This is a genomic window from Citrobacter sp. Res13-Sevr-PEB04-36, from assembly GCF_015672735.1.
Lineage (GTDB): Bacteria > Pseudomonadota > Gammaproteobacteria > Enterobacterales > Enterobacteriaceae > Citrobacter.
The window spans coordinates 242,614-261,059 of the sequence record NZ_JADABY010000014.1 but is presented as its reverse complement, the minus strand read 5'-3'; the positions used below and the strand labels follow the sequence as shown (position 1 = coordinate 261,059).

Genomic DNA, 18,446 nt, shown 5'->3' with positions numbered 1-18,446 from the left:
GTGAAGTGATTCACATCCGCCGTGTCGATGGAGGCGCATTATAGGGATCCCATTTTTTAGCACAAGTGTTTTTTAGATCTTTTTTGCTGAGTGGCTGTTTTTTACCCCTTTCGCTACATTCCTGCACAATATGGCTGATTTTTGATAACTAAATCACTTGCACAGTCTCGATAATCAAACCAAAGTCTTCATTACTGCTCTATTTCATTGAGGTAAACATGTCTGATGTACTGCGTCCTTATAAGGATCTTTTCCCGCAGATCGGGAATCGCGTGATGATCGACACCAGCAGCGTCATCATTGGTGATGTTCGTCTGGCTGATAATGTCGGGATCTGGCCTCTGGTTGCGATCCGTGCCGACGTGAACTATGTACAAATCGGCGCACGCACAAACATTCAGGACGGTAGCGTGTTACACGTTACGCATAAATCAGCATCTAACCCGCAAGGCAATCCACTGATCGTGGGCGAGGATGTCACCGTGGGTCATAAAGTCATGCTGCACGGCTGCGTCATTGGCAACCGCGTTTTGGTCGGTATGGGGTCGATCCTGCTGGACGGTGTCGTAGTAGAAGATGACGTAATGATTGGCGCGGGAAGTTTGGTTCCGCAAAACAAACGCCTGGAGAGCGGGTATCTGTACCTGGGCAGCCCGGTTAAACAGATCCGCTCACTCAGCGATGAAGAAAAAGCGGGCCTACTGTATTCAGCTAACAACTATGTGAAATGGAAAGACGAGTATTTGAGTCAGGGTAACCAAACCCAACCCTGAGCATCCTCTTGCTGAGCCTGGATTAATGCTTCGGCTTCATCTTCCAGATCCCAGCGATGCTCCCGAAAAATTTCCAGCCACTGTTCAGGCGTGTCACCGCCAAAGCGACGCGCCAACACCTCTCCGTTTATGGCACATGTTAGCTGCATACCCTGCACCATCGCCGGGAAAACGACAGCATCTATATCAGCCCTCCATTCTTCTCTATCGGGAAACTGGATCGCCTGGTTCATGCGGACAGTTCCTGTTGTAGCTGTTTAATGATGGGTTCCGTCTTCGGCAATACGCCATGCCAGAGTAAAACGGCATGCGCCGCCTGCCCTACCAACATTCCCAACCCATCAGCACAATGTTTTGCTCCCTGTAATGCGCACCAGGACAAGAACGGCGTATTCCCTTTCTGATAAAACATGTCGTAGCAATAAACAGAGGCGTTGATCAGTGATGCAGGGATAGCCGGAATATCCCCGCTAATCCCACTGGAGGTCGCATTAATAATGAGATCGAAGGTGTTATTCTCAAGCTCATCAAATCCCACGGCCTGAACGCTGCCGGTATGGGAAAAGATCTGAGCCAGTTCTTCTGCACGCGAAGCGGTACGGTTTACGATGACCACCGCACAGTCCATAGAAAGAAGAGGGAGTAATACCCCGCGGGATGCCCCACCAGCCCCAATAAGTAAAATACGCGATCCAGGACGTATGAAAGCTAAACGTTCGAGATCGCTTAATAAACCAATACCATCGGTGTTATCCCCAAGTAAGCGTCCATCATCCAAACGCTTAAGGGTGTTGACTGCTCCGGCAAGCGACGCCCGCTCCGTTAATTCATCAGCCCGCGCAAACGCCTCTTCTTTAAAGGGAACCGTAATATTTGCCCCTTTTCCTCCCTCAGCAAAGAAGGTGTTCAGCGTATTCACAAAATTATTGATAGGTGCCAACACCCGTCCATAGGTGTGATCGATATTCAGCTGCGCTGCAAATTGCTGATGAATAAAAGGCGATTTGCTGTGCGCGATTGGATTGCCAAAAACAGCATAGGCTTCTTTCATATTACCCCTGTCGAAATTGTTCACCCGTCAAAGCATCACGGATTTCCGAAGGATTTAAACGCCCCCCAGTATCTCCCTCGACAACGGGGAAATCTGCACCAAATTGCACGCGTACTTCCTCTACCGTTCTGCAAGGTGGTAAGCCACTTAAATTAGCACTGGTGGAGACTAACGGTTTGCCATAAGCCTGGCATAATGCAACCACCAGCGGGTGATCGGTGACGCGCACGGCCAGCGAATCAAAACGGCCGGTCAGCCAACGCGGTGTCGTTACCGGTGCCGGGAACACAAAGGTAACAGGACCCGGCCAACGCGCGAAAATAGCATCACGCTGGGCATCAGTGAGCACACTGTCATCAATATACGGTTTGAGCTGGTCAAAATCTGCCGCAATCAAAATTAAGCCTTTATCAATTGGGCGTTGTTTTAGTTCCAACAGACGGGTAACCGCCGTTTCGCTGTCTGGGTCACAGCCGACGCCGAAAACAGCTTCTGTTGGATAAGCGATGACTTTTTCTTGTTTCAGAACCGCTATCGCAGCAGCGATGGGATCTGTAGGCAGGTTATTATTCACTTTATTATTCCGCCGAAATCGGCTTTCCACATTGTTTACTGGCACAAAAGTGTTTCACACCCTGCGCGGTTTTCTTTTCGATGAGAAGCGGATAGTGACACTCAGGACACTCCCCGGCCAGAGGTTTGAAGTTAATGACAAACTGGCACTCAGGATAGCGATCGCAGGAGTAAAAAGTTTTGCCATAACGAGAACGCCGCTGGACCAGATGACCCGTCCGGCATTGGGGACAAACAATTGCCGTTTCATCTGGTTTATCGATAAGTTCGGTATGGTCACATGCAGGATAATCGCTACAACCAATAAACATACCGAATCGTCCCTGCCTCAGCACCAGCTCAGCGCCACACGCAGGACAAAACTTACCCTCCAGAACTTTGACGATATGTCCGTCCGCAGAGGATTTTAGCGGACGGACATAGTCACATTCCGGATACTGTGAACAGCCGAGAAACGGGCCATGTTTCCCGGAGCGGATAACCAGCTCAGCCCCACACTGTGGGCAGGGCTCATTTTTACGCACCGTAAACAGTGCTGATTTAGCCATAACAACTCATACTGAATGAAGATCGATTAATGCAGCATACCTTCATTCACTTCAAAGAGTAATTCTTCCATTTGCTGATACGCATTTTCACAACCGGGAATGTTGAATAAAACCATCAGGATCACCCACTTCAGGTCTTCCAGATCGAATTCTGCTGTATCCAGCGCGAGTACACGTTCAATTACCATCTCTCGAGTTTCGAGGTTTAGCACCTGGATCTGCTCCAGGAATAACAAGAATCCCCGACAACTCGCATCCAGACGATCGCACTCTTCCGCCGTATAAATACGAATAGACAGAGGGTCAGATGCAAGCTGCATCGGTTCGGCAAGCCCATCCTGATAATCAGCAAGTTTTTCCAGCCACAGTAACGCGTTGTAGATGTCTTCACGATCAAAACCAGCGTCGGTAAGGTCCCGTTCCAGTTTGTCCTGATCCACACGCAGCTCCGCTTCGTTATGGATATATGTCTCAAACAAATACATTAGTACGTCGAACATGGCATGCCCTCCTCAATCGGACATAGCCGCCGGGTACAGCTGCGATCCATCCTGCTAACTCCAGTTCGAGTAGCTGAGCCACTACCTCTGGCACAGGTTGGCCGGCACGTTCAGCGACGACGTCAACAGGTGTTACCTCATCTCCTACGTTAGCCAGGAGCTCAGGAAATGGCAATGCCACCTCTTCGTGATCTGGTGAATAAATTGAATTTTCAGGTTCATCTGGCAACCAATGTAACCCATATTGCAAATGTTCCAGAATATCCTCTGGAGCCGTAACCAACGTCGCTCCTTGCTTAATGAGCCAATGCGGCCCCTCACAACCAGGGTTCCCTATTGGCCCAGGTAAAGCAAAAACGTCCCGTCCTTGCTCCAGAGCACAACGCGCAGTCACCAGCGAACCACTACGCTGAGCGGCTTCAATAACCAGAACTCCTTTACTTAGACCACTAATAATGCGATTTCGTCGCGGAAAATTGCGCGGTAAAGGGAGCATGTCCAAAGGGAACTCAGACACCAGAGCACCACCGGTCTCAATCAGACGCTCGGCAAGATGCACGTGCCGCCGTGGATGAATAGTTTCCAGACCGTTCCCCAACACGGCGATACTTGTTCTATTCATATTTACCGCCGCATTGTGCGCAACGCCATCAATCCCTCGCGCCAGTCCGCTGGTAATTGTCACACCGCAAGCGGCGAGTTTCTCACAGAATAATCGCCCCCATCGTTCTCCATACCAGGAATGTTGCCGGCTTCCCACAACAGCAAGCTGAAAAGAGTGTAAACAATCAGGATCGCCAACAATAAAGAGGAGTCCCGGGTAATCCTCAGTGACGCGAAGCTGCGGTGGATATCGTTCGCTGTCGGCAAAAACAACATGATGATGCGGTAATTCCAGCCAGCGTAGCGTTTTTTCCAGTTCAATTTCGGAAAAGCTTAAAAAACGAGCAACCTGGCGGGGAGAGAATCCTGCATATTGCAGCATCGCCTTGTTAATACACGGTTGAGCAATAAGCCAATGAGCAATGCGCACCATCTCATCACCGTACAGTTCACTTACCCGTGCCAAACGTAACCAAATCTCGGTCTGGGTCATCCCTATTCCCCTGCCACAAGCAGTCTTAGCAATCTTTGCGATTGGTCACTGATGCTGTCAATCAGAAGGGGTTTTGTCTAGAATAGAGGTAATAATCTTTCCAACTCCTGAACACAACTCTGGATAACTATGTCAGTTTTGCAAGTGTTACATATCCCGGACGAGCGTCTTCGCAAAATCGCAAAACCGGTTGAAGAAGTGAATGCAGAAATTCAGCGTATCGTCGATGATATGTTCGAGACGATGTACGCCGAAGAAGGTATTGGCCTGGCGGCAACGCAGGTCGATATTCATCAGCGCATCATTGTTATTGATGTCTCTGAAAACCGCGATGAGCGCCTGGTACTAATCAACCCAGAGCTGCTGGAGAAAGACGGCGAAACCGGCATTGAAGAAGGTTGCTTGTCTATTCCCGAACAACGTGCATTAGTGCCGCGGGCAGAAAAAGTAAAAATTCGCGCGCTCGATCGTGAGGGTAAGCCCTTTGAACTGGAAGCCGATGGCCTGCTAGCTATCTGTATTCAACACGAAATGGATCACCTGGTCGGTAAACTGTTTATTGATTATCTGTCGCCATTGAAGCAACAACGCATTCGTCAGAAAGTTGAAAAACTCGACCGCCTGAACGCCCGACCTTAAGGATAAGAATCAACGTGTCAGACTCACTACGTATTATTTTTGCGGGTACACCTGACTTCGCAGCGCGTCATCTCGACGCGCTGTTGTCTTCTGGACATAACGTTGTCGGCGTGTTTACCCAACCGGATCGCCCTGCGGGACGCGGTAAAAAGCTGATGCCCAGCCCAGTGAAAGTGCTGGCAGAAGAAAAAGGGTTATCGGTTTTTCAGCCGGTCTCTCTTCGTCCTCAGGAAAACCAGCAGTTGGTCGCTGACCTGCACGCAGATGTAATGGTGGTAGTGGCGTATGGCCTGATTCTGCCAAAAGCTGTGCTGGACATGCCGCGTCTGGGATGCATCAACGTTCATGGTTCATTGCTTCCACGCTGGCGTGGTGCGGCACCTATTCAACGCTCTCTGTGGGCTGGCGATAAAGAAACCGGTGTCACCATCATGCAGATGGATGTCGGTCTGGATACCGGCGATATGCTGCATAAGCTCTCCTGCCCAATCACTGCTGATGATACAAGCGCCAGTCTCTACGACAAACTAGCCGAACTCGGCCCACAGGGGCTGCTGCACACGTTGCACCTGCTGGCAACGGGCACCGCGAAACCGGAAGTCCAGGACGAATCACTGGTGAGCTATGCCGAGAAGCTGAGTAAAGAAGAAGCCCGTATGGACTGGACGCTTAGCGCTGTTCAGCTGGAGCGCTGTATTCGCGCCTTTAATCCATGGCCAATGAGCTACATCGTCATTGATGAACAGCCGGTCAAAATCTGGGAGGCTACGGTGATTGATAAACCTGCAGGTGCCAAACCAGGAACCATCCTGGAAGCAACCCGTCAGGGCATTCAGGTTGCGACAGGCAATGGCATCCTGAATCTCATCTCTTTGCAACCAGCCGGTAAAAAAGCCATGAGTGCGCAGGACCTGTTAAATTCACGCCGGGAATGGTTCGTTCCTGGAAACCGTCTGCTCTGACGGTTCATCTCTTAAAGCCCGGCATCCCCGGGCATTTTTATTTTTGCGGTTATGAAAAAACATCTAAATTTACGCAGTATGGCGGCGCAGGCCGTCGAACAGGTTGTCGAAAAGGGGCAGTCGCTAAGCAATGTGCTGCCTGCCATGCAGCAAAAAGTTGCCGATAAAGATAAGGCACTGCTGCAGGAACTTTGCTTCGGCGTATTGCGCACGCTCTCCCAACTTGAGTGGATGAGCAAACAGCTGATGGAGCGGCCGATGACGGGCAAACAGCGTACGGTCCACTACCTGATTATGGTCGGTTTCTACCAACTACTGCATACCCGTATCCCTCCTCATGCTGCATTAGCTGAGACAGTAGAAGGCGCGGTCGTTATCAAACGCCCGCAGCTGAAAGGCCTGATTAACGGCGTACTGCGCCAGTTTCAGCGCCGCCAGGAAGAACTGTTAACCGAATTTGTACAAAGCGAACTGCGCTTCTTACATCCCTCCTGGTTAGTGAAGCGCATTAAGAACGCCTATCCTCAGCAGTGGGAGGCTATTCTTGAGGCTAATAACCAGCGTCCGCCAATGTGGCTGCGTGTTAACCGTAACCATCACTCGCGCGACGCGTGGTTAGAGTTGCTGGCTGAAAGTGGTCTTATCGGCTTCCCGCACCTGGATTACCCGGATGCTGTGCGTCTGGAAACCCCTGTGCCCGTTCTGGCGTTGCCCGGCTTCGAGCAGGGGTGGGTAACCGTCCAGGACGCTTCCGCTCAGGGATGCGTGAGCTATCTGCAGCCGAAGAACGGTGAACAGATCCTCGATTTATGTGCAGCGCCAGGTGGAAAGACGACACATATTCTGGAAGTTGCCCCGAATGCAAACGTGATGGCGGTCGACGTAGACGAAAAACGCCTGTCTCGCGTCTACGACAACCTGAAGCGTTTAGGCATGAAGGCCACAGTCAAGCAAGGCGATGGTCGTTATCCGCAACAATGGTGCGGCGAACAACTGTTCGATCGTATTCTGCTGGATGCCCCATGCTCAGCAACTGGGGTTATTCGTCGCCATCCAGATATTAAATGGCTGCGCCGCGACCGGGATATCACCGAACTAGCACAACTGCAGGCAGAGATCCTGAATGCGACCTGGGCACATCTAAAGCCAGGCGGCACGCTGGTTTATGCAACCTGTTCGATCCTGCCTGAAGAGAACCAGCAGCAGATTGCTGCCTTCCTGGCGCATACTCCAGATGCGGTATTAAGCGAAACCGGCACGCCTGAGCAACCGGGGTGCCAGAATTTACCGGGTGCAGAAGAAGGTGATGGCTTCTTTTACGCTAAGCTAATCAAAAAGTGATGAGATGACGGGTCGCGACTGATGAAAATTATCATTCTGGGCGCAGGGCAAGTTGGCGGTACGTTGGCTGAGAACCTGGTTGGAGAGAACAACGATATCACGGTAGTCGATACCAACGGTGAACGTCTGCGCAGCCTGCAGGATAAGTTCGACCTCCGCGTTGTGCAGGGGCATGGTTCTCATCCTCGCGTACTGCGCGAAGCTGGCGCCGACGATGCCGATATGCTGGTCGCTGTGACCAGCTCTGATGAGACTAATATGGTTGCCTGCCAGGTCGCATATTCACTCTTCAATACGCCTAATCGTATCGCACGTATTCGCTCACCGGATTATGTTCGTGATGCCGATAAACTCTTTCACTCTGATGCGGTACCTATCGATCACCTCATTGCCCCAGAGCAACTGGTTATCGACAGCATCTACAGACTGATTGAATATCCAGGAGCGCTGCAGGTTGTGAATTTTGCCGAAGGTAAAGTCAGCCTGGCAGTGGTTAAAGCCTATTATGGCGGTCCACTGATCGGTAACGCCCTGTCGACTATGCGCGAGCATATGCCGCATATCGATACCCGCGTTGCGGCAATTTTCCGCCATGACAGGCCTATTCGCCCGCAGGGCTCAACCATCGTGGAAGCGGGTGACGAAGTATTCTTTATTGCGGCGTCACAACATATTCGCGCCGTGATGAGCGAACTGCAGCGTCTGGAAAAACCCTACAAGCGCATCATGCTTGTGGGCGGCGGTAATATCGGTGCCGGACTCGCTCGTCGGCTGGAAAAAGATTACAGCGTTAAGTTGATCGAACGCGATCAACAACGAGCTTCAGAGCTTGCTGAAAAGTTGCAAAATACGATCGTCTTTTTTGGCGATGCTTCGGATCAAGAACTGCTGGCTGAAGAGCATATCGATCAAGTTGATCTGTTTATTGCCGTCACTAATGATGACGAAGCTAACATCATGTCTGCAATGCTGGCTAAACGTATGGGCGCTAAGAAAGTAATGGTGCTGATTCAACGTAAAGCGTACGTCGATCTGGTGCAGGGCAGCGTGATTGATATTGCCATTTCACCACAACAGGCGACGATCTCTGCGTTGCTCAGCCACGTCCGTAAAGCAGATATTGTCGGCGTTTCTTCGTTACGCCGTGGTGTCGCAGAAGCTATCGAGGCCGTCGCGCACGGGGATGAAACAACATCCCGGGTCGTTGGGCGCGCAATTGACGAGATTAAGCTGCCGCCAGGAACGATCATTGGCGCCGTTGTTCGGGGTAATGACGTCATGATCGCTAATGATAACTTGCGAATTGAGCAGGGCGATCACGTCATTATGTTCCTGACTGATAAAAAATTTATTACCGACGTCGAACGATTATTCCAGCCAAGTCCCTTCTTTCTGTAATTATGAGGGTGCGAATACAGCACCCTTTTTATTTCCCCTTGTTTTTCATGGTTTAATAAATTTTTCTGTTAGTAATACATAAATGGAAATTGTCTTAACATTTGTTAAACTTATAAACGTCAGCTGCATAGGGAGAATAAAATGAGCATTATTAAAGAATTTCGCGAATTCGCGATGCGCGGGAATGTTGTAGATTTGGCAGTGGGTGTCATTATTGGTGCAGCATTCGGTAAGATTGTTTCGTCATTGGTTGCCGACATCATCATGCCACCACTGGGGTTGTTAATTGGTGGAATTGATTTTAAACAGTTTGCTTTAACGTTACGCGATGCGCAGGGAGATATCCCAGCTGTTGTTATGCATTACGGCGTGTTCATCCAGAACGTTTTTGATTTCATTATTGTGGCCTTTGCTATCTTTATGGCCATCAAGCTGATCAACAGACTGAATCGCAAAAAGGCTGAAGAGCCAGCAGCACCGCCAGCACCATCAAAAGAAGAGGTGTTGCTGAGTGAAATTCGTGACCTGCTGAAAGAACAGAATAATCGTTCTTAAGCGCTCACTGAAACAAGAAGGCCAGTGGTAAAAAAGTGATTCACTTTCTTGCCACTGGCCTCCCAGTTACCCCGATTGCCTTGTTTACCTTTACGCTGATAACTTCCTTTTCCTTTCTTATTTTTCTCAACCCGCTGTCTGAATAGCGGGTCATGCAAAAGTGCCTCAATCGCATTGTCCTTTATCTGCCCTTTCGTATGCTGATAACGACTCATAATTTCTCCAGTGTGTAATAATTTACGCCGCGAGTGTAGTCTTAGGCGTTCAATAAATCAACAGCCTGATTTCGTTCCACTGGCGCCTTGTTCAAGTGCTTCAAGGATAGAACAATACACGCTGCTATGTGCCATGCCGCAACACGCATCGTTTAATCGCTGTAGCGAGCGCTGCATTGTCTGGAGCTCAGCAATTCGGACTTCAACCTCTTTTAATCTTTCCTGAACGATCCCCTTAGATTCCTGGCAGGTATGATGCTCAGGATCGATACGGATCGAAAGCAGTTCGCGGATCGACTCCAGAGTAAAACCCAGTTGTCGGGCATAACGGATAAATTTAAGACGCTGAAGATCGCTTTCGGTATAGAGCCGAAATCCACCTTCAGTACGTACTTCATGCTCCATCATTTGTTGCTTTTCATAGTAGCGGATGGTATCTGGCGTGACTTCTGCCAGTTTCGCTAATTCGCCAATACGATACATGGTACCTCCGCTAATCATCACTAATTCGATGCAGAAGTTTATCTGCATATTCTCCACGTAAAAACTCCGTGCTGAGTCCAGCTTGTCGAAGTTTAAGTTCAAGGAGCGAAAGACGTCGGCTCACTTCCTCATATCGGAGATCATCTTCATGAATTCCCGCAAGGATATCAAGTAGACGGATCGCTTCTCTGCGTTGCTCAAGTTCGGGAGGAAGGCAACCCGAATTTTTTAATAGCCTGTAGCCAGCTCGCAGCTCCGGTGGAATCTGAGAATCATCATCCAGAGCAAGCAGCTCACCAGACCCCGGTAGATCATCAAACTCGCCTCTGGCCTGTGCGTCATTAATATGGCGCTCAGCCCACTGGTCCAGTAACCACATAAAATGCTCCAGAGGATGAACAAAAAGAGTACAGCTCGTATAGATAGATGGGGATTCTGTGGATATAAAAAAACCCGCCGGGGCGGGTTTTTTTACGTTACTACAGATTACTCTGCAGCAGCTTCTGCTTTCGATTCAGAGCGATCAACCAGCTCGATGTATGCCATCGGCGCGTTGTCGCCTGCACGGAAGCCACACTTCAGAATGCGAGTGTAACCACCGGCGCGGCTCGCGAAACGCGGGCCCAGCTCGTTAAACAGTTTTGCCACGATCTCGTTATCACGAGTACGGGCGAATGCCAGACGACGATTAGCTACGCTATCAGTCTTGGCAAGAGTAATCAGCGGCTCAACTACGCGGCGCAGCTCTTTCGCTTTAGGCAGGGTCGTCTTGATGATCTCATGACGAACCAGTGAACCTGCCATATTGCGGAACATAGCCTGGCGATGGCTGCTGTTGCGGTTCAGTTGACGACCACTCTTACGATGGCGCATGACCTTATCCTTCTCAGTAAAACCTTAACCTGTGATCCGGTTACTCGTCAGCGATGCTTGCCGGTGGCCAGTTTTCCAGGCGCATGCCCAGAGACAGTCCACGGGAAGCCAGCACGTCTTTAATCTCAGTAAGAGATTTTTTACCAAGGTTAGGCGTCTTAAGAAGCTCAACCTCAGTACGCTGTACCAGATCACCGATATAGTGGATAGCTTCTGCTTTGAGGCAGTTAGCAGAGCGGACAGTCAATTCCAGATCGTCAACAGGGCGCAGCAGGATCGGATCGAACTCTGGTTTCTCTTCTTTAACTTCCGGCTGACGTACATCACGTAAATCAACGAAAGCTTCAAGTTGTTCTGCCAGAATGGTTGCCGCACGACGAATCGCCTCTTCAGGATCGATTGTGCCGTTGGTTTCCATTTCGATGACCAGCTTGTCCAGGTCGGTACGCTGTTCTACACGCGCAGCTTCAACATTGTAGGCAATACGCTCTACAGGGCTGTAGCAGGCGTCGACCAGCAGACGGCCGATTGGGCGCTCATCTTCTTCCGAATGAATTCGGGTAGAAGCCGGCACATAACCACGACCGCGCTGAACTTTGATACGCATGCTAATAGATGCGTTCTCATCGGTCAGGTGGCAGATCACGTGCTGTGGCTTGACGATTTCGACATCACCATCATGGGTGATATCGGCTGCAGTCACAGGGCCAATGCCAGATTTATTCAAGGTAAGAATAACGTCATCTTTACCCTGAACTCTCACCGCCAGCCCTTTCAGGTTGAGCAGGATTTCCAGGATATCTTCCTGAACGCCTTCTTTGGTGCTGTACTCATGTAGTACACCATCAATCTCAACCTCGGTCACCGCACAACCCGGCATCGATGAGAGCAGAATACGGCGCAGTGCGTTACCCAAAGTATGGCCAAAGCCACGCTCTAAAGGCTCAAGGGTCACCTTGGCGTGCGTCGAACTCAGTTGCTCGATATCTACCAGGCGCGGTTTTAGAAACTCTGTCACAGAACCCTGCATTGTGTCCTCTCTTTGGTACTAAGCTTTACTTGGAGTAAAGCTCGACGATCAGGTGTTCGTTAATGTCCGCAGACAGATCAGAACGCTCCGGCTTACGCTTGAACGTACCTTCCATCTTGCCAGCATCAACTTCCAGCCAGGTTGGCTTTTCACGCTGCTCAGCCAGCTCCAGAGCGGCTTTCACGCGAGACTGCTTCTTCGCTTTCTCACGAATGCTAACAACGTCATTCGGACTAACCTGATAAGAAGCGATGTTAACAACACGACCGTTTACCATAATTGCTTTATGGCTGACCAGCTGACGTGCTTCTGCACGAGTGGCACCGAAGCCCATACGGTATACAACGTTGTCCAGACGACCTTCCAGCAGACCCAACAGGTTTTCACCGGTGTTGCCTTTCAGACGTGCTGCTTCTTTGTAGTAGTTACGGAACTGACGCTCCAGCACACCGTAGATACGGCGAACTTTTTGCTTTTCACGCAACTGCACACCATAGTCAGACAGACGCGGTTTACGCGCACCGTGCTGGCCAGGAGCTTGTTCAATTTTACACTTGGTATCGATCGCGCGAACGCCAGACTTAAGGAATAAGTCAGTGCCCTCACGACGGCTCAGCTTGAGCTTAGGACCCAAATATCTTGCCATTTTCTTTCTCCAACAATCCTAGAAACGAGGCGTTATACGCGACGTTTTTTCGGCGGACGACAACCGTTATGAGGGATCGGAGTCACATCAGTAATATTAGTGATGCGGAAACCAGCGGCGTTCAGAGCACGAACAGTAGATTCGCGACCTGGACCCGGTCCTTTGACCATAACTTCCAGATTCTTGATACCGTATTCTTTTACGGCTTCAGCGCAACGCTCTGCTGCAACCTGAGCTGCAAACGGAGTGGATTTGCGAGAACCACGGAAACCGGAACCACCGGCTGTTGCCCAACCCAGTGCGTTACCCTGACGATCAGTAATGGTAACGATGGTGTTGTTAAAAGAAGCATGGATATGAGCCACGCCGTCAGAGACTTGTTTTCTTACACGTTTACGTGCACGAATTGGTGCCTTTGCCATTATTCAATCACCCCGATTATTTCTTGATCGGTTTGCGCGGACCCTTACGGGTACGTGCGTTGGTCTTGGTACGCTGACCGCGAACCGGGAGACCACGACGATGACGCAAACCGCGATAGCAACCAAGGTCCATAAGGCGCTTGATGCTCATGCTAACTTCACGGCGCAGATCACCTTCAACGACAAATTTGGCAACTTCGTCACGCAGCGTGTCGATTTGTTCTTCAGACAGCTCACTGATCTTAACATCTTCAGCGATACCCGCTGCAGCCAAAATGGCCTTAGAACGGGTCTTGCCGACGCCGTAGATCGAAGTTAATGCGATCACAGCATGTTTCTGATCAGGAATGTTAATGCCTGCTATACGGGCCACTATGCACTCCTACTATTTAATATGTACGCACCATGCTGAAAAGCCCGTTTTCAGGATACTCAAATGGAAACGCACAGACATACAAAAGATTGGCTGGCTAATCTAGCCAGCTCAACCCAACTTTGCAAGAAAAATATGCGAATAAATCAGCCTTGGCGCTGTTTATGCTTCGGCTCGGCACTGCAAATCACACGGATGACACCATCACGCTTAACGATTTTGCAGTTACGGCATAATTTCTTGACGGAAGCACGAACTTTCATTTTTACTCTCCGTAACTTCTCGGGCGACTGTTAACGGCCGTAGCCTTTCAGATTCGCCTTCTTCAATGCAGACTCATACTGACTTGACATCATCAGAGTTTGCACTTGAGCCATAAAGTCCATAATCACGACAACAACGATAAGCAGTGAGGTCCCACCGAAGTAGAACGGTACTTTCATTGCATCACGCATGAACTCCGGGATCAGGCAGATAAAGGTAATGTAAAGCGCACCAACCAAAGTCAGGCGGGTCATTACTTTATCGATATACTTCGCCGTTTGCTCTCCCGGACGAATTCCTGGTACAAATGCACCGGACTTCTTCAGGTTATCTGCTGTTTCACGCGGGTTGAAAACCAACGCCGTGTAAAAGAAACAGAAGAAGATGATTGCAGACGCATAGAGTAACACATAAAGCGGTTGCCCAGGCTGCAAATACAGCGAAATTGTTGTCAGCCAGTTCCAACCAGTACCGCCCCCGAACCATGACGCGATGGTCGCCGGGAACAGAATAATACTGGAAGCGAAGATTGCTGGGATAACCCCGGCCATATTCACTTTCAGCGGTAAATGTGTGCTCTGTGCAGCATAGACACGACGACCTTGCTGACGTTTCGCGTAGTTTACCACAATACGGCGTTGACCACGCTCAACAAATACAACAAAGAACGTCACTGCAAATACTAATACTGCAACCAACAGCAACACGAGGAAGTGCAGGTCGCCTTGACGCGCTTGCTCGATAGTATGGGCAATGGCTGGCGGGAGTCCCGCGACAATACCGGCGAAGATAATGATTGAGATACCGTTGCCGATACCACGTTCAGTAATCTGTTCACCCAACCACATCAGGAACATTGTTCCTGTAACCAGACTTACAACAGCGGTGAAATAGAATGCAAAGCCTGGATTCATTACCAGGCCCTGCATACCAGGCATATTCGGGAGACCGGTAGCAATACCGATCGACTGGAATATCGCCAGCACCAGAGTACCGTAGCGGGTGTACTGGCTGATCTTACGACGACCAGACTCCCCTTCTTTCTTAATTTCCGCCAACGTTGGATGAACCACCGTCAGCAGCTGGATAATGATCGACGCCGAAATATACGGCATGATCCCCAGAGCAAAGATAGAAGCACGGCTGAGAGCACCACCAGAGAACATGTTAAACATTTCAATGATGGTGCCTCGCTGTTGCTCAAGCAGTTTGGCAAGTACAGCGGCATCAATACCAGGGATCGGAATGAAAGAGCCAATACGGAACACAATCAGCGCGCCGATAACAAACAGCAGTCTGCGTTTCAGCTCGCCTAAGCCACCTTTGGCACTTTGAAAATCTAATCCCGGTTGTTTAGCCATCTGCTACTTATTCCTCGATTTTACCGCCAGCAGCTTCGATAGCAGCACGAGCGCCTTTAGTAACACGCAGGCCACGAACAGTTACCGGAGTAGTGACTTCACCAGCCAGGATCACTTTCGCGAACTCGATCTGGATACCGATAATGTTTGCTGCTTTCAGCGTATTCAGGTCTACAACACCGCCTTCAACTTTAGCCAGGTCAGACAGACGAACTTCGGCTGTAATCGCTGATTTACGTGAAGTGAAGCCGAATTTCGGCAGACGACGGTACAGAGGCATCTGACCACCTTCGAAACCGCGACGTACGCCACCGCCAGAACGAGACTTCTGACCTTTGTGACCACGACCACCGGTTTTACCGAGGCCAGAACCGATACCACGACCCAGGCGGCGAGCCGCTTTTTTAGAGCCTTCGGCCGGAGACAGAGTATTTAAACGCATCTCTTACTCCTCAACTTTAACCATGAAGGAAACCGCGTTGACCATACCACGAACAGCAGGAGTATCCTCGCGTTCTACGGTGTGACCAATACGACGCAGACCCAGGCCAAGCAGCGTTGCCTTGTGTTTCGGCAGACGACCGATTGCACTGCGGGTTTGAGTAATTTTAATAGTCTTTGCCATGGTTTATTTCCCCAGAATTTCTTCAACGGATTTACCACGCTTGGCAGCGACCATTTCCGGAGATTTCATATTTTCCAAACCATCGATAGTTGCACGAACCACGTTAATCGGGTTGGTGGAACCATACGCTTTAGCCAGAACGTTACGAACTCCAGCGACTTCCAGAACGGCGCGCATTGCACCACCGGCGATGATACCGGTACCTTCGGAAGCCGGCTGCATGAAGACACGAGAGCCCGTGTGAGTACCCTTAACCGGGTGCTGCAGGGTGCCGTGGTTCAGCGCGACGTTAATCATATTGCGACGGGCTTTTTCCATCGCTTTCTGGATCGCTGCTGGAACTTCACGCGCTTTACCGTAACCAAAACCTACGCGACCGTTACCGTCACCCACTACAGTCAGAGCTGTGAAGGAGAAAATACGACCACCTTTAACGGTTTTAGATACGCGGTTAACCGCGATCAGCTTTTCCTGCAGTTCGCCAGCTTGTTTTTCGATGTGAGCCATCTTACACCTCTACCTTAGAACTGAAGGCCAGCTTCACGGGCAGCATCTGCCAGTGCCTGGACACGACCATGATATTGGAACCCGGAACGGTCAAAGGATACATCTTTGATGCCTTTTTCCAGAGCGCGTTCAGCAACAGCTTTACCTACAGCTGCAGCAGCGTCTTTGTTACCGGTGTACTTCAATTGTTCAGCGATAGCTTTTTCTACAGTAGAAGCAGCTACCAGAACTTCAGAACCGTTCGGTGCAATTACCTGTGCGTAAATATGACGCGGGGTACGATGTACCACCAGGCGAGTTGCACCCAGCTCCTGGAGCTTGCGGCGTGCGCGGGTCGCACGACGGATACGAGCAGATTTCTTATCCATAGTGTTACCTTACTTCTTCTTAGCCTCTTTGGTACGCACGACTTCGTCGGCGTAACGAACACCCTTGCCTTTATAAGGCTCAGGACGACGGTAGGCGCGCAGATCTGCTGCAACCTGGCCGATCAGCTGTTTATCCGCGCCTTTCAGCACGATTTCAGTCTGGGACGGACATTCTGCAGTAATACCTGCCGGCAGCTCATGATCAACTGGATGAGAGAAACCTAAAGCTAGGCTTACTGCATTCCCTTTGACCGCTGCGCGGTAACCTACACCAACCAGCTGCAGCTTCTTAGTGAAGCCTTCGGTAACACCGATAACCATTGAGTTCAGCAGGGCACGCGCGGTACCAGCCTGAGCCCAACCGTCTACGTAACCATCACGCGGACCGAAGGTCAGTGCATTATCTGCATGATTAACTTCAACAGCATCGTTGAGAGTACGAGTCAGCTCGCCGTTCTTACCTTTGATCGTAATAACCTGACCGTTGATTTTTACATCAACGCCGGCAGGAATAACGACCGGTGCTTTAGCAACACGAGACATTTTTTCCTCCGATTAGGCTACGTAGCAGATAATTTCGCCACCAAGACCAGCTTGGCGCGCTGCACGATCAGTCATAACACCTTTAGAGGTAGAAACAACTGCGATACCCATACCTGCCATAACTTTTGGCAGCTCGTCTTTACGCTTATAAATGCGCAGACCTGGGCGACTGACACGCTGAATGCTTTCTACAACAGCTTTACCCTGGAAATACTTAAGAGTAAGTTCCAGTTCCGGCTTGGTGTCGCCTTCAACTTTAAAATCTTCAATAAAACCTTCTTCCTTCAGCACGTTGGCAATTGCCACTTTCAGCTTGGAGGAAGGCATGGTGACCGCAGCTTTATTCGCGGCCTGACCGTTACGGATACGGGTCAGCATATCCGCGATCGGATCTTGCATGCTCATCTGTCTTTACTCCCGTGATTCAATTGGTGACAATTACCAGCTAGCCTTTTTAAGACCCGGAATTTCACCGCGCATAGCGGCTTCACGGACCTTAATACGGCTCAACCCGAACTTCCGCAGGAAAGCGTGCGGACGACCAGTTTGACGGCAGCGGTTACGCTGACGAGACGGGCTGGAATCACGCGGCAGAGACTGCAGCTTCAGAACTGCGTTCCAACGATCTTCGTCGGTCGCGTTCACATCAGAGATGATAGCTTTCAGTTCAGCGCGTTTTGCGAAGTACTTATCAGCTAAAGCTACGCGCTTAACTTCGCGTGCTTTCATTGATTGCTTAGCCATTCAGTAACCCTACCTTACTTGCGGAACGGGAAGTCAAAGGCAGCCAGCAGAGCACGGCCTTCTTCATCAGATTTCGCAGTAGTGGTAATGGTAATATCCAAACCACGCACGCGGTCGACTTTATCGTAGTCGATTTCTGGGAAGATGATCTGCTCACGGACACCCATGCTGTAGTTACCACGACCGTCGAAAGACTTAGCGGACAAGCCACGGAAGTCACGGATACGTGGAACAGCAATAGTGATCAGGCGCTCAAAGAACTCCCACATGCGTTCGCCACGCAGGGTTACTTTACAGCCGATCGGATAGCCCTGACGGATTTTGAAGCCTGCAACAGATTTGCGTGCTTTGGTGATCAACGGCTTTTGACCGGAGATTGCTGTCAGATCAGCTGCTGCGTTATCCAGCAGTTTCTTGTCAGCGATCGCTTCACCAACACCCATGTTCAGGGTGATCTTCTCGACCCGAGGGACTTGCATGACAGAATTGTAGTTAAACTCAGTCATGAGTTTAGCGACTACTTCGTCTTTGTAGTAATCATGCAGTTTCGCCATCG

30 protein-coding genes are annotated in these 18,446 nt (G+C 50.2%); 6 read left to right on the top strand and 24 right to left on the bottom strand.

Annotation, left to right across the window (positions count from 1 at the left end):
- The first annotated feature begins 218 nt into the window (after positions 1–218).
- A complete protein-coding gene (locus IMQ48_RS04750; RefSeq protein ID WP_196208080.1) occupies positions 219–773 on the top strand; it encodes a gamma carbonic anhydrase family protein in 555 nt (184 codons plus the stop codon).
- Here IMQ48_RS04750 and IMQ48_RS04745 read toward each other — a convergent pair.
- The 6 genes from IMQ48_RS04745 to dprA are packed head-to-tail and all read right to left on the bottom strand — an operon-like array spanning position 749 to position 4,541.
- Complete coding sequence (locus IMQ48_RS04745; protein ID WP_196208079.1) at positions 749–1,006, bottom strand: DUF1488 domain-containing protein; 258 nt, start codon at positions 1,004–1,006, stop codon at positions 749–751. The two genes, IMQ48_RS04750 and IMQ48_RS04745, sit on opposite strands and share 25 nt — an antisense overlap.
- The gene (gene aroE, locus IMQ48_RS04740; protein WP_196208078.1) at positions 1,003–1,824 is read right to left on the bottom strand and encodes a shikimate dehydrogenase; all 822 of its coding nucleotides are present in this window, start codon (positions 1,822–1,824) and stop codon (positions 1,003–1,005) included. The genes IMQ48_RS04745 and aroE overlap by 4 nt, the downstream gene beginning before the upstream one ends.
- A 1-nt stretch (position 1,825) precedes the next feature.
- Positions 1,826–2,398: an L-threonylcarbamoyladenylate synthase type 1 TsaC gene (tsaC, locus tag IMQ48_RS04735; RefSeq protein WP_196208077.1), complete on the bottom strand. Its 573-nt coding sequence runs from the start codon at positions 2,396–2,398 to the stop codon at positions 1,826–1,828.
- Between the two features lie 4 nt (positions 2,399–2,402).
- Positions 2,403–2,945, bottom strand: a complete 543-nt coding sequence (locus tag IMQ48_RS04730; protein WP_196208076.1) for a type I DNA topoisomerase — start codon at positions 2,943–2,945, stop codon at positions 2,403–2,405.
- A gap of 26 nt (positions 2,946–2,971) precedes the next feature.
- A complete protein-coding gene (smg, locus tag IMQ48_RS04725) occupies positions 2,972–3,445 on the bottom strand; it encodes a DUF494 family protein Smg (RefSeq protein WP_003031162.1) in 474 nt (157 codons plus the stop codon).
- Complete coding sequence (gene dprA / locus IMQ48_RS04720; protein WP_196208075.1) at positions 3,417–4,541, bottom strand: DNA-protecting protein DprA; 1,125 nt, start codon at positions 4,539–4,541, stop codon at positions 3,417–3,419. The genes smg and dprA overlap by 29 nt, the downstream gene beginning before the upstream one ends.
- A gap of 129 nt (positions 4,542–4,670) precedes the next feature.
- On the opposite strand from dprA, the gene def reads away from it, so the two are divergent.
- From def to mscL, 5 genes are all read left to right on the top strand, one after another.
- The gene (def, locus tag IMQ48_RS04715) at positions 4,671–5,180 is read left to right on the top strand and encodes a peptide deformylase (protein ID WP_196208074.1); all 510 of its coding nucleotides are present in this window, start codon (positions 4,671–4,673) and stop codon (positions 5,178–5,180) included.
- A gap of 14 nt (positions 5,181–5,194) precedes the next feature.
- Positions 5,195–6,142: a methionyl-tRNA formyltransferase gene (gene fmt, locus IMQ48_RS04710; protein ID WP_196208073.1), complete on the top strand. Its 948-nt coding sequence runs from the start codon at positions 5,195–5,197 to the stop codon at positions 6,140–6,142.
- Between the two features lie 51 nt (positions 6,143–6,193).
- Positions 6,194–7,483, top strand: coding sequence for a 16S rRNA (cytosine(967)-C(5))-methyltransferase RsmB (gene rsmB / locus IMQ48_RS04705; protein WP_196208072.1), 1,290 nt, complete (start codon positions 6,194–6,196; stop codon positions 7,481–7,483).
- A 21-nt stretch (positions 7,484–7,504) separates the two neighbouring features.
- The gene (gene trkA / locus IMQ48_RS04700) at positions 7,505–8,881 is read left to right on the top strand and encodes a Trk system potassium transporter TrkA (RefSeq protein ID WP_135324101.1); all 1,377 of its coding nucleotides are present in this window, start codon (positions 7,505–7,507) and stop codon (positions 8,879–8,881) included.
- Between the two features lie 141 nt (positions 8,882–9,022).
- Positions 9,023–9,436 carry a large-conductance mechanosensitive channel protein MscL gene (gene mscL, locus IMQ48_RS04695; protein ID WP_135324100.1) on the top strand — a complete coding sequence of 138 codons (414 nt, stop codon included), beginning with the start codon at positions 9,023–9,025 and terminating at the stop codon, positions 9,434–9,436.
- Here the strand turns inward: mscL and arfA are convergent.
- The 18 genes from arfA to rplE form a co-directional block, all read right to left on the bottom strand.
- A complete protein-coding gene (arfA, locus tag IMQ48_RS04690; RefSeq protein ID WP_096755436.1) occupies positions 9,433–9,651 on the bottom strand; it encodes an alternative ribosome-rescue factor ArfA in 219 nt (72 codons plus the stop codon). The two genes, mscL and arfA, sit on opposite strands and share 4 nt — an antisense overlap.
- A 57-nt stretch (positions 9,652–9,708) precedes the next feature.
- A complete protein-coding gene (gene zntR, locus IMQ48_RS04685; protein WP_196208071.1) occupies positions 9,709–10,134 on the bottom strand; it encodes a Zn(2+)-responsive transcriptional regulator in 426 nt (141 codons plus the stop codon).
- A gap of 10 nt (positions 10,135–10,144) precedes the next feature.
- Entirely contained in the window at positions 10,145–10,513 is a 369-nt protein-coding gene (locus IMQ48_RS04680) for a DUF1992 domain-containing protein (RefSeq protein ID WP_196208070.1), read from the bottom strand.
- A gap of 107 nt (positions 10,514–10,620) precedes the next feature.
- A complete protein-coding gene (gene rplQ / locus IMQ48_RS04675) occupies positions 10,621–11,007 on the bottom strand; it encodes a 50S ribosomal protein L17 (protein WP_001216372.1) in 387 nt (128 codons plus the stop codon).
- A gap of 40 nt (positions 11,008–11,047) precedes the next feature.
- The gene (gene rpoA / locus IMQ48_RS04670; protein ID WP_096755434.1) at positions 11,048–12,037 is read right to left on the bottom strand and encodes a DNA-directed RNA polymerase subunit alpha; all 990 of its coding nucleotides are present in this window, start codon (positions 12,035–12,037) and stop codon (positions 11,048–11,050) included.
- Between the two features lie 25 nt (positions 12,038–12,062).
- The gene (rpsD, locus tag IMQ48_RS04665; protein ID WP_003031138.1) at positions 12,063–12,683 is read right to left on the bottom strand and encodes a 30S ribosomal protein S4; all 621 of its coding nucleotides are present in this window, start codon (positions 12,681–12,683) and stop codon (positions 12,063–12,065) included.
- A 32-nt stretch (positions 12,684–12,715) separates the two neighbouring features.
- Entirely contained in the window at positions 12,716–13,105 is a 390-nt protein-coding gene (gene rpsK / locus IMQ48_RS04660) for a 30S ribosomal protein S11 (RefSeq protein ID WP_003031137.1), read from the bottom strand.
- A 16-nt stretch (positions 13,106–13,121) separates the two neighbouring features.
- Positions 13,122–13,478: a 30S ribosomal protein S13 gene (gene rpsM / locus IMQ48_RS04655; protein ID WP_003031135.1), complete on the bottom strand. Its 357-nt coding sequence runs from the start codon at positions 13,476–13,478 to the stop codon at positions 13,122–13,124.
- A gap of 146 nt (positions 13,479–13,624) precedes the next feature.
- Positions 13,625–13,741 carry a 50S ribosomal protein L36 gene (gene rpmJ, locus IMQ48_RS04650; RefSeq protein WP_000868187.1) on the bottom strand — a complete coding sequence of 39 codons (117 nt, stop codon included), beginning with the start codon at positions 13,739–13,741 and terminating at the stop codon, positions 13,625–13,627.
- A gap of 30 nt (positions 13,742–13,771) precedes the next feature.
- Complete coding sequence (gene secY / locus IMQ48_RS04645) at positions 13,772–15,103, bottom strand: preprotein translocase subunit SecY (RefSeq protein WP_001118864.1); 1,332 nt, start codon at positions 15,101–15,103, stop codon at positions 13,772–13,774.
- A gap of 7 nt (positions 15,104–15,110) precedes the next feature.
- The gene (gene rplO, locus IMQ48_RS04640) at positions 15,111–15,545 is read right to left on the bottom strand and encodes a 50S ribosomal protein L15 (protein ID WP_096759320.1); all 435 of its coding nucleotides are present in this window, start codon (positions 15,543–15,545) and stop codon (positions 15,111–15,113) included.
- 3 nt (positions 15,546–15,548) lie between these two features.
- On the bottom strand, positions 15,549–15,728 hold the full coding sequence (gene rpmD / locus IMQ48_RS04635; protein WP_001140434.1) for a 50S ribosomal protein L30: 180 nt from the start codon (positions 15,726–15,728) through the stop codon (positions 15,549–15,551).
- A 3-nt stretch (positions 15,729–15,731) separates the two neighbouring features.
- Positions 15,732–16,235 (bottom strand): 30S ribosomal protein S5, encoded by a 504-nt coding sequence (gene rpsE, locus IMQ48_RS04630; protein WP_003031131.1) that lies wholly within the window; start codon positions 16,233–16,235, stop codon positions 15,732–15,734.
- Positions 16,236–16,249: 14 nt separating this feature from the next.
- Positions 16,250–16,603 (bottom strand): 50S ribosomal protein L18, encoded by a 354-nt coding sequence (rplR, locus tag IMQ48_RS04625; RefSeq protein ID WP_000358960.1) that lies wholly within the window; start codon positions 16,601–16,603, stop codon positions 16,250–16,252.
- A gap of 9 nt (positions 16,604–16,612) precedes the next feature.
- Positions 16,613–17,146: a 50S ribosomal protein L6 gene (rplF, locus tag IMQ48_RS04620; protein ID WP_196208069.1), complete on the bottom strand. Its 534-nt coding sequence runs from the start codon at positions 17,144–17,146 to the stop codon at positions 16,613–16,615.
- A 12-nt stretch (positions 17,147–17,158) separates the two neighbouring features.
- Positions 17,159–17,551: a 30S ribosomal protein S8 gene (gene rpsH, locus IMQ48_RS04615; protein ID WP_003031127.1), complete on the bottom strand. Its 393-nt coding sequence runs from the start codon at positions 17,549–17,551 to the stop codon at positions 17,159–17,161.
- Between the two features lie 33 nt (positions 17,552–17,584).
- On the bottom strand, positions 17,585–17,890 hold the full coding sequence (gene rpsN / locus IMQ48_RS04610; RefSeq protein WP_045448294.1) for a 30S ribosomal protein S14: 306 nt from the start codon (positions 17,888–17,890) through the stop codon (positions 17,585–17,587).
- A 14-nt stretch (positions 17,891–17,904) separates the two neighbouring features.
- The gene (gene rplE, locus IMQ48_RS04605; protein ID WP_003031123.1) at positions 17,905–18,444 is read right to left on the bottom strand and encodes a 50S ribosomal protein L5; all 540 of its coding nucleotides are present in this window, start codon (positions 18,442–18,444) and stop codon (positions 17,905–17,907) included.
- Positions 18,445–18,446 lie beyond the last annotated feature (2 nt).

Excerpts from the sequence above, each read along its gene's own strand:
- IMQ48_RS04750 (WP_196208080.1), top strand. The coding sequence starts at position 219 with ATGTCTGATGTACTGCGTCCTTATAAGGATCTTTTCCCGCAGATCGGG.
- IMQ48_RS04745 (WP_196208079.1), bottom strand. The coding sequence starts at position 1,006 with ATGAACCAGGCGATCCAGTTTCCCGATAGAGAAGAATGGAGGGCTGAT.
- aroE (WP_196208078.1), bottom strand. The coding sequence starts at position 1,824 with ATGAAAGAAGCCTATGCTGTTTTTGGCAATCCAATCGCGCACAGCAAA.
- IMQ48_RS04730 (WP_196208076.1), bottom strand. The coding sequence starts at position 2,945 with ATGGCTAAATCAGCACTGTTTACGGTGCGTAAAAATGAGCCCTGCCCA.
- smg (WP_003031162.1), bottom strand. The coding sequence starts at position 3,445 with ATGTTCGACGTACTAATGTATTTGTTTGAGACATATATCCATAACGAA.
- dprA (WP_196208075.1), bottom strand. The coding sequence starts at position 4,541 with ATGACCCAGACCGAGATTTGGTTACGTTTGGCACGGGTAAGTGAACTG.
- def (WP_196208074.1), top strand. The coding sequence starts at position 4,671 with ATGTCAGTTTTGCAAGTGTTACATATCCCGGACGAGCGTCTTCGCAAA.
- rsmB (WP_196208072.1), top strand. The coding sequence starts at position 6,194 with ATGAAAAAACATCTAAATTTACGCAGTATGGCGGCGCAGGCCGTCGAA.
- trkA (WP_135324101.1), top strand. The coding sequence starts at position 7,505 with ATGAAAATTATCATTCTGGGCGCAGGGCAAGTTGGCGGTACGTTGGCT.
- mscL (WP_135324100.1), top strand. The coding sequence starts at position 9,023 with ATGAGCATTATTAAAGAATTTCGCGAATTCGCGATGCGCGGGAATGTT.
- arfA (WP_096755436.1), bottom strand. The coding sequence starts at position 9,651 with ATGAGTCGTTATCAGCATACGAAAGGGCAGATAAAGGACAATGCGATT.
- zntR (WP_196208071.1), bottom strand. The coding sequence starts at position 10,134 with ATGTATCGTATTGGCGAATTAGCGAAACTGGCAGAAGTCACGCCAGAT.
- IMQ48_RS04680 (WP_196208070.1), bottom strand. The coding sequence starts at position 10,513 with ATGTGGTTACTGGACCAGTGGGCTGAGCGCCATATTAATGACGCACAG.
- rplQ (WP_001216372.1), bottom strand. The coding sequence starts at position 11,007 with ATGCGCCATCGTAAGAGTGGTCGTCAACTGAACCGCAACAGCAGCCAT.
- rpoA (WP_096755434.1), bottom strand. The coding sequence starts at position 12,037 with ATGCAGGGTTCTGTGACAGAGTTTCTAAAACCGCGCCTGGTAGATATC.
- rpsD (WP_003031138.1), bottom strand. The coding sequence starts at position 12,683 with ATGGCAAGATATTTGGGTCCTAAGCTCAAGCTGAGCCGTCGTGAGGGC.
- rpsK (WP_003031137.1), bottom strand. The coding sequence starts at position 13,105 with ATGGCAAAGGCACCAATTCGTGCACGTAAACGTGTAAGAAAACAAGTC.
- rpmJ (WP_000868187.1), bottom strand. The coding sequence starts at position 13,741 with ATGAAAGTTCGTGCTTCCGTCAAGAAATTATGCCGTAACTGCAAAATC.
- secY (WP_001118864.1), bottom strand. The coding sequence starts at position 15,103 with ATGGCTAAACAACCGGGATTAGATTTTCAAAGTGCCAAAGGTGGCTTA.
- rplO (WP_096759320.1), bottom strand. The coding sequence starts at position 15,545 with ATGCGTTTAAATACTCTGTCTCCGGCCGAAGGCTCTAAAAAAGCGGCT.
- rpmD (WP_001140434.1), bottom strand. The coding sequence starts at position 15,728 with ATGGCAAAGACTATTAAAATTACTCAAACCCGCAGTGCAATCGGTCGT.
- rpsE (WP_003031131.1), bottom strand. The coding sequence starts at position 16,235 with ATGGCTCACATCGAAAAACAAGCTGGCGAACTGCAGGAAAAGCTGATC.
- rplR (WP_000358960.1), bottom strand. The coding sequence starts at position 16,603 with ATGGATAAGAAATCTGCTCGTATCCGTCGTGCGACCCGCGCACGCCGC.
- rplF (WP_196208069.1), bottom strand. The coding sequence starts at position 17,146 with ATGTCTCGTGTTGCTAAAGCACCGGTCGTTATTCCTGCCGGCGTTGAT.
- rpsH (WP_003031127.1), bottom strand. The coding sequence starts at position 17,551 with ATGAGCATGCAAGATCCGATCGCGGATATGCTGACCCGTATCCGTAAC.
- rpsN (WP_045448294.1), bottom strand. The coding sequence starts at position 17,890 with ATGGCTAAGCAATCAATGAAAGCACGCGAAGTTAAGCGCGTAGCTTTA.
- rplE (WP_003031123.1), bottom strand. The coding sequence starts at position 18,444 with ATGGCGAAACTGCATGATTACTACAAAGACGAAGTAGTCGCTAAACTC.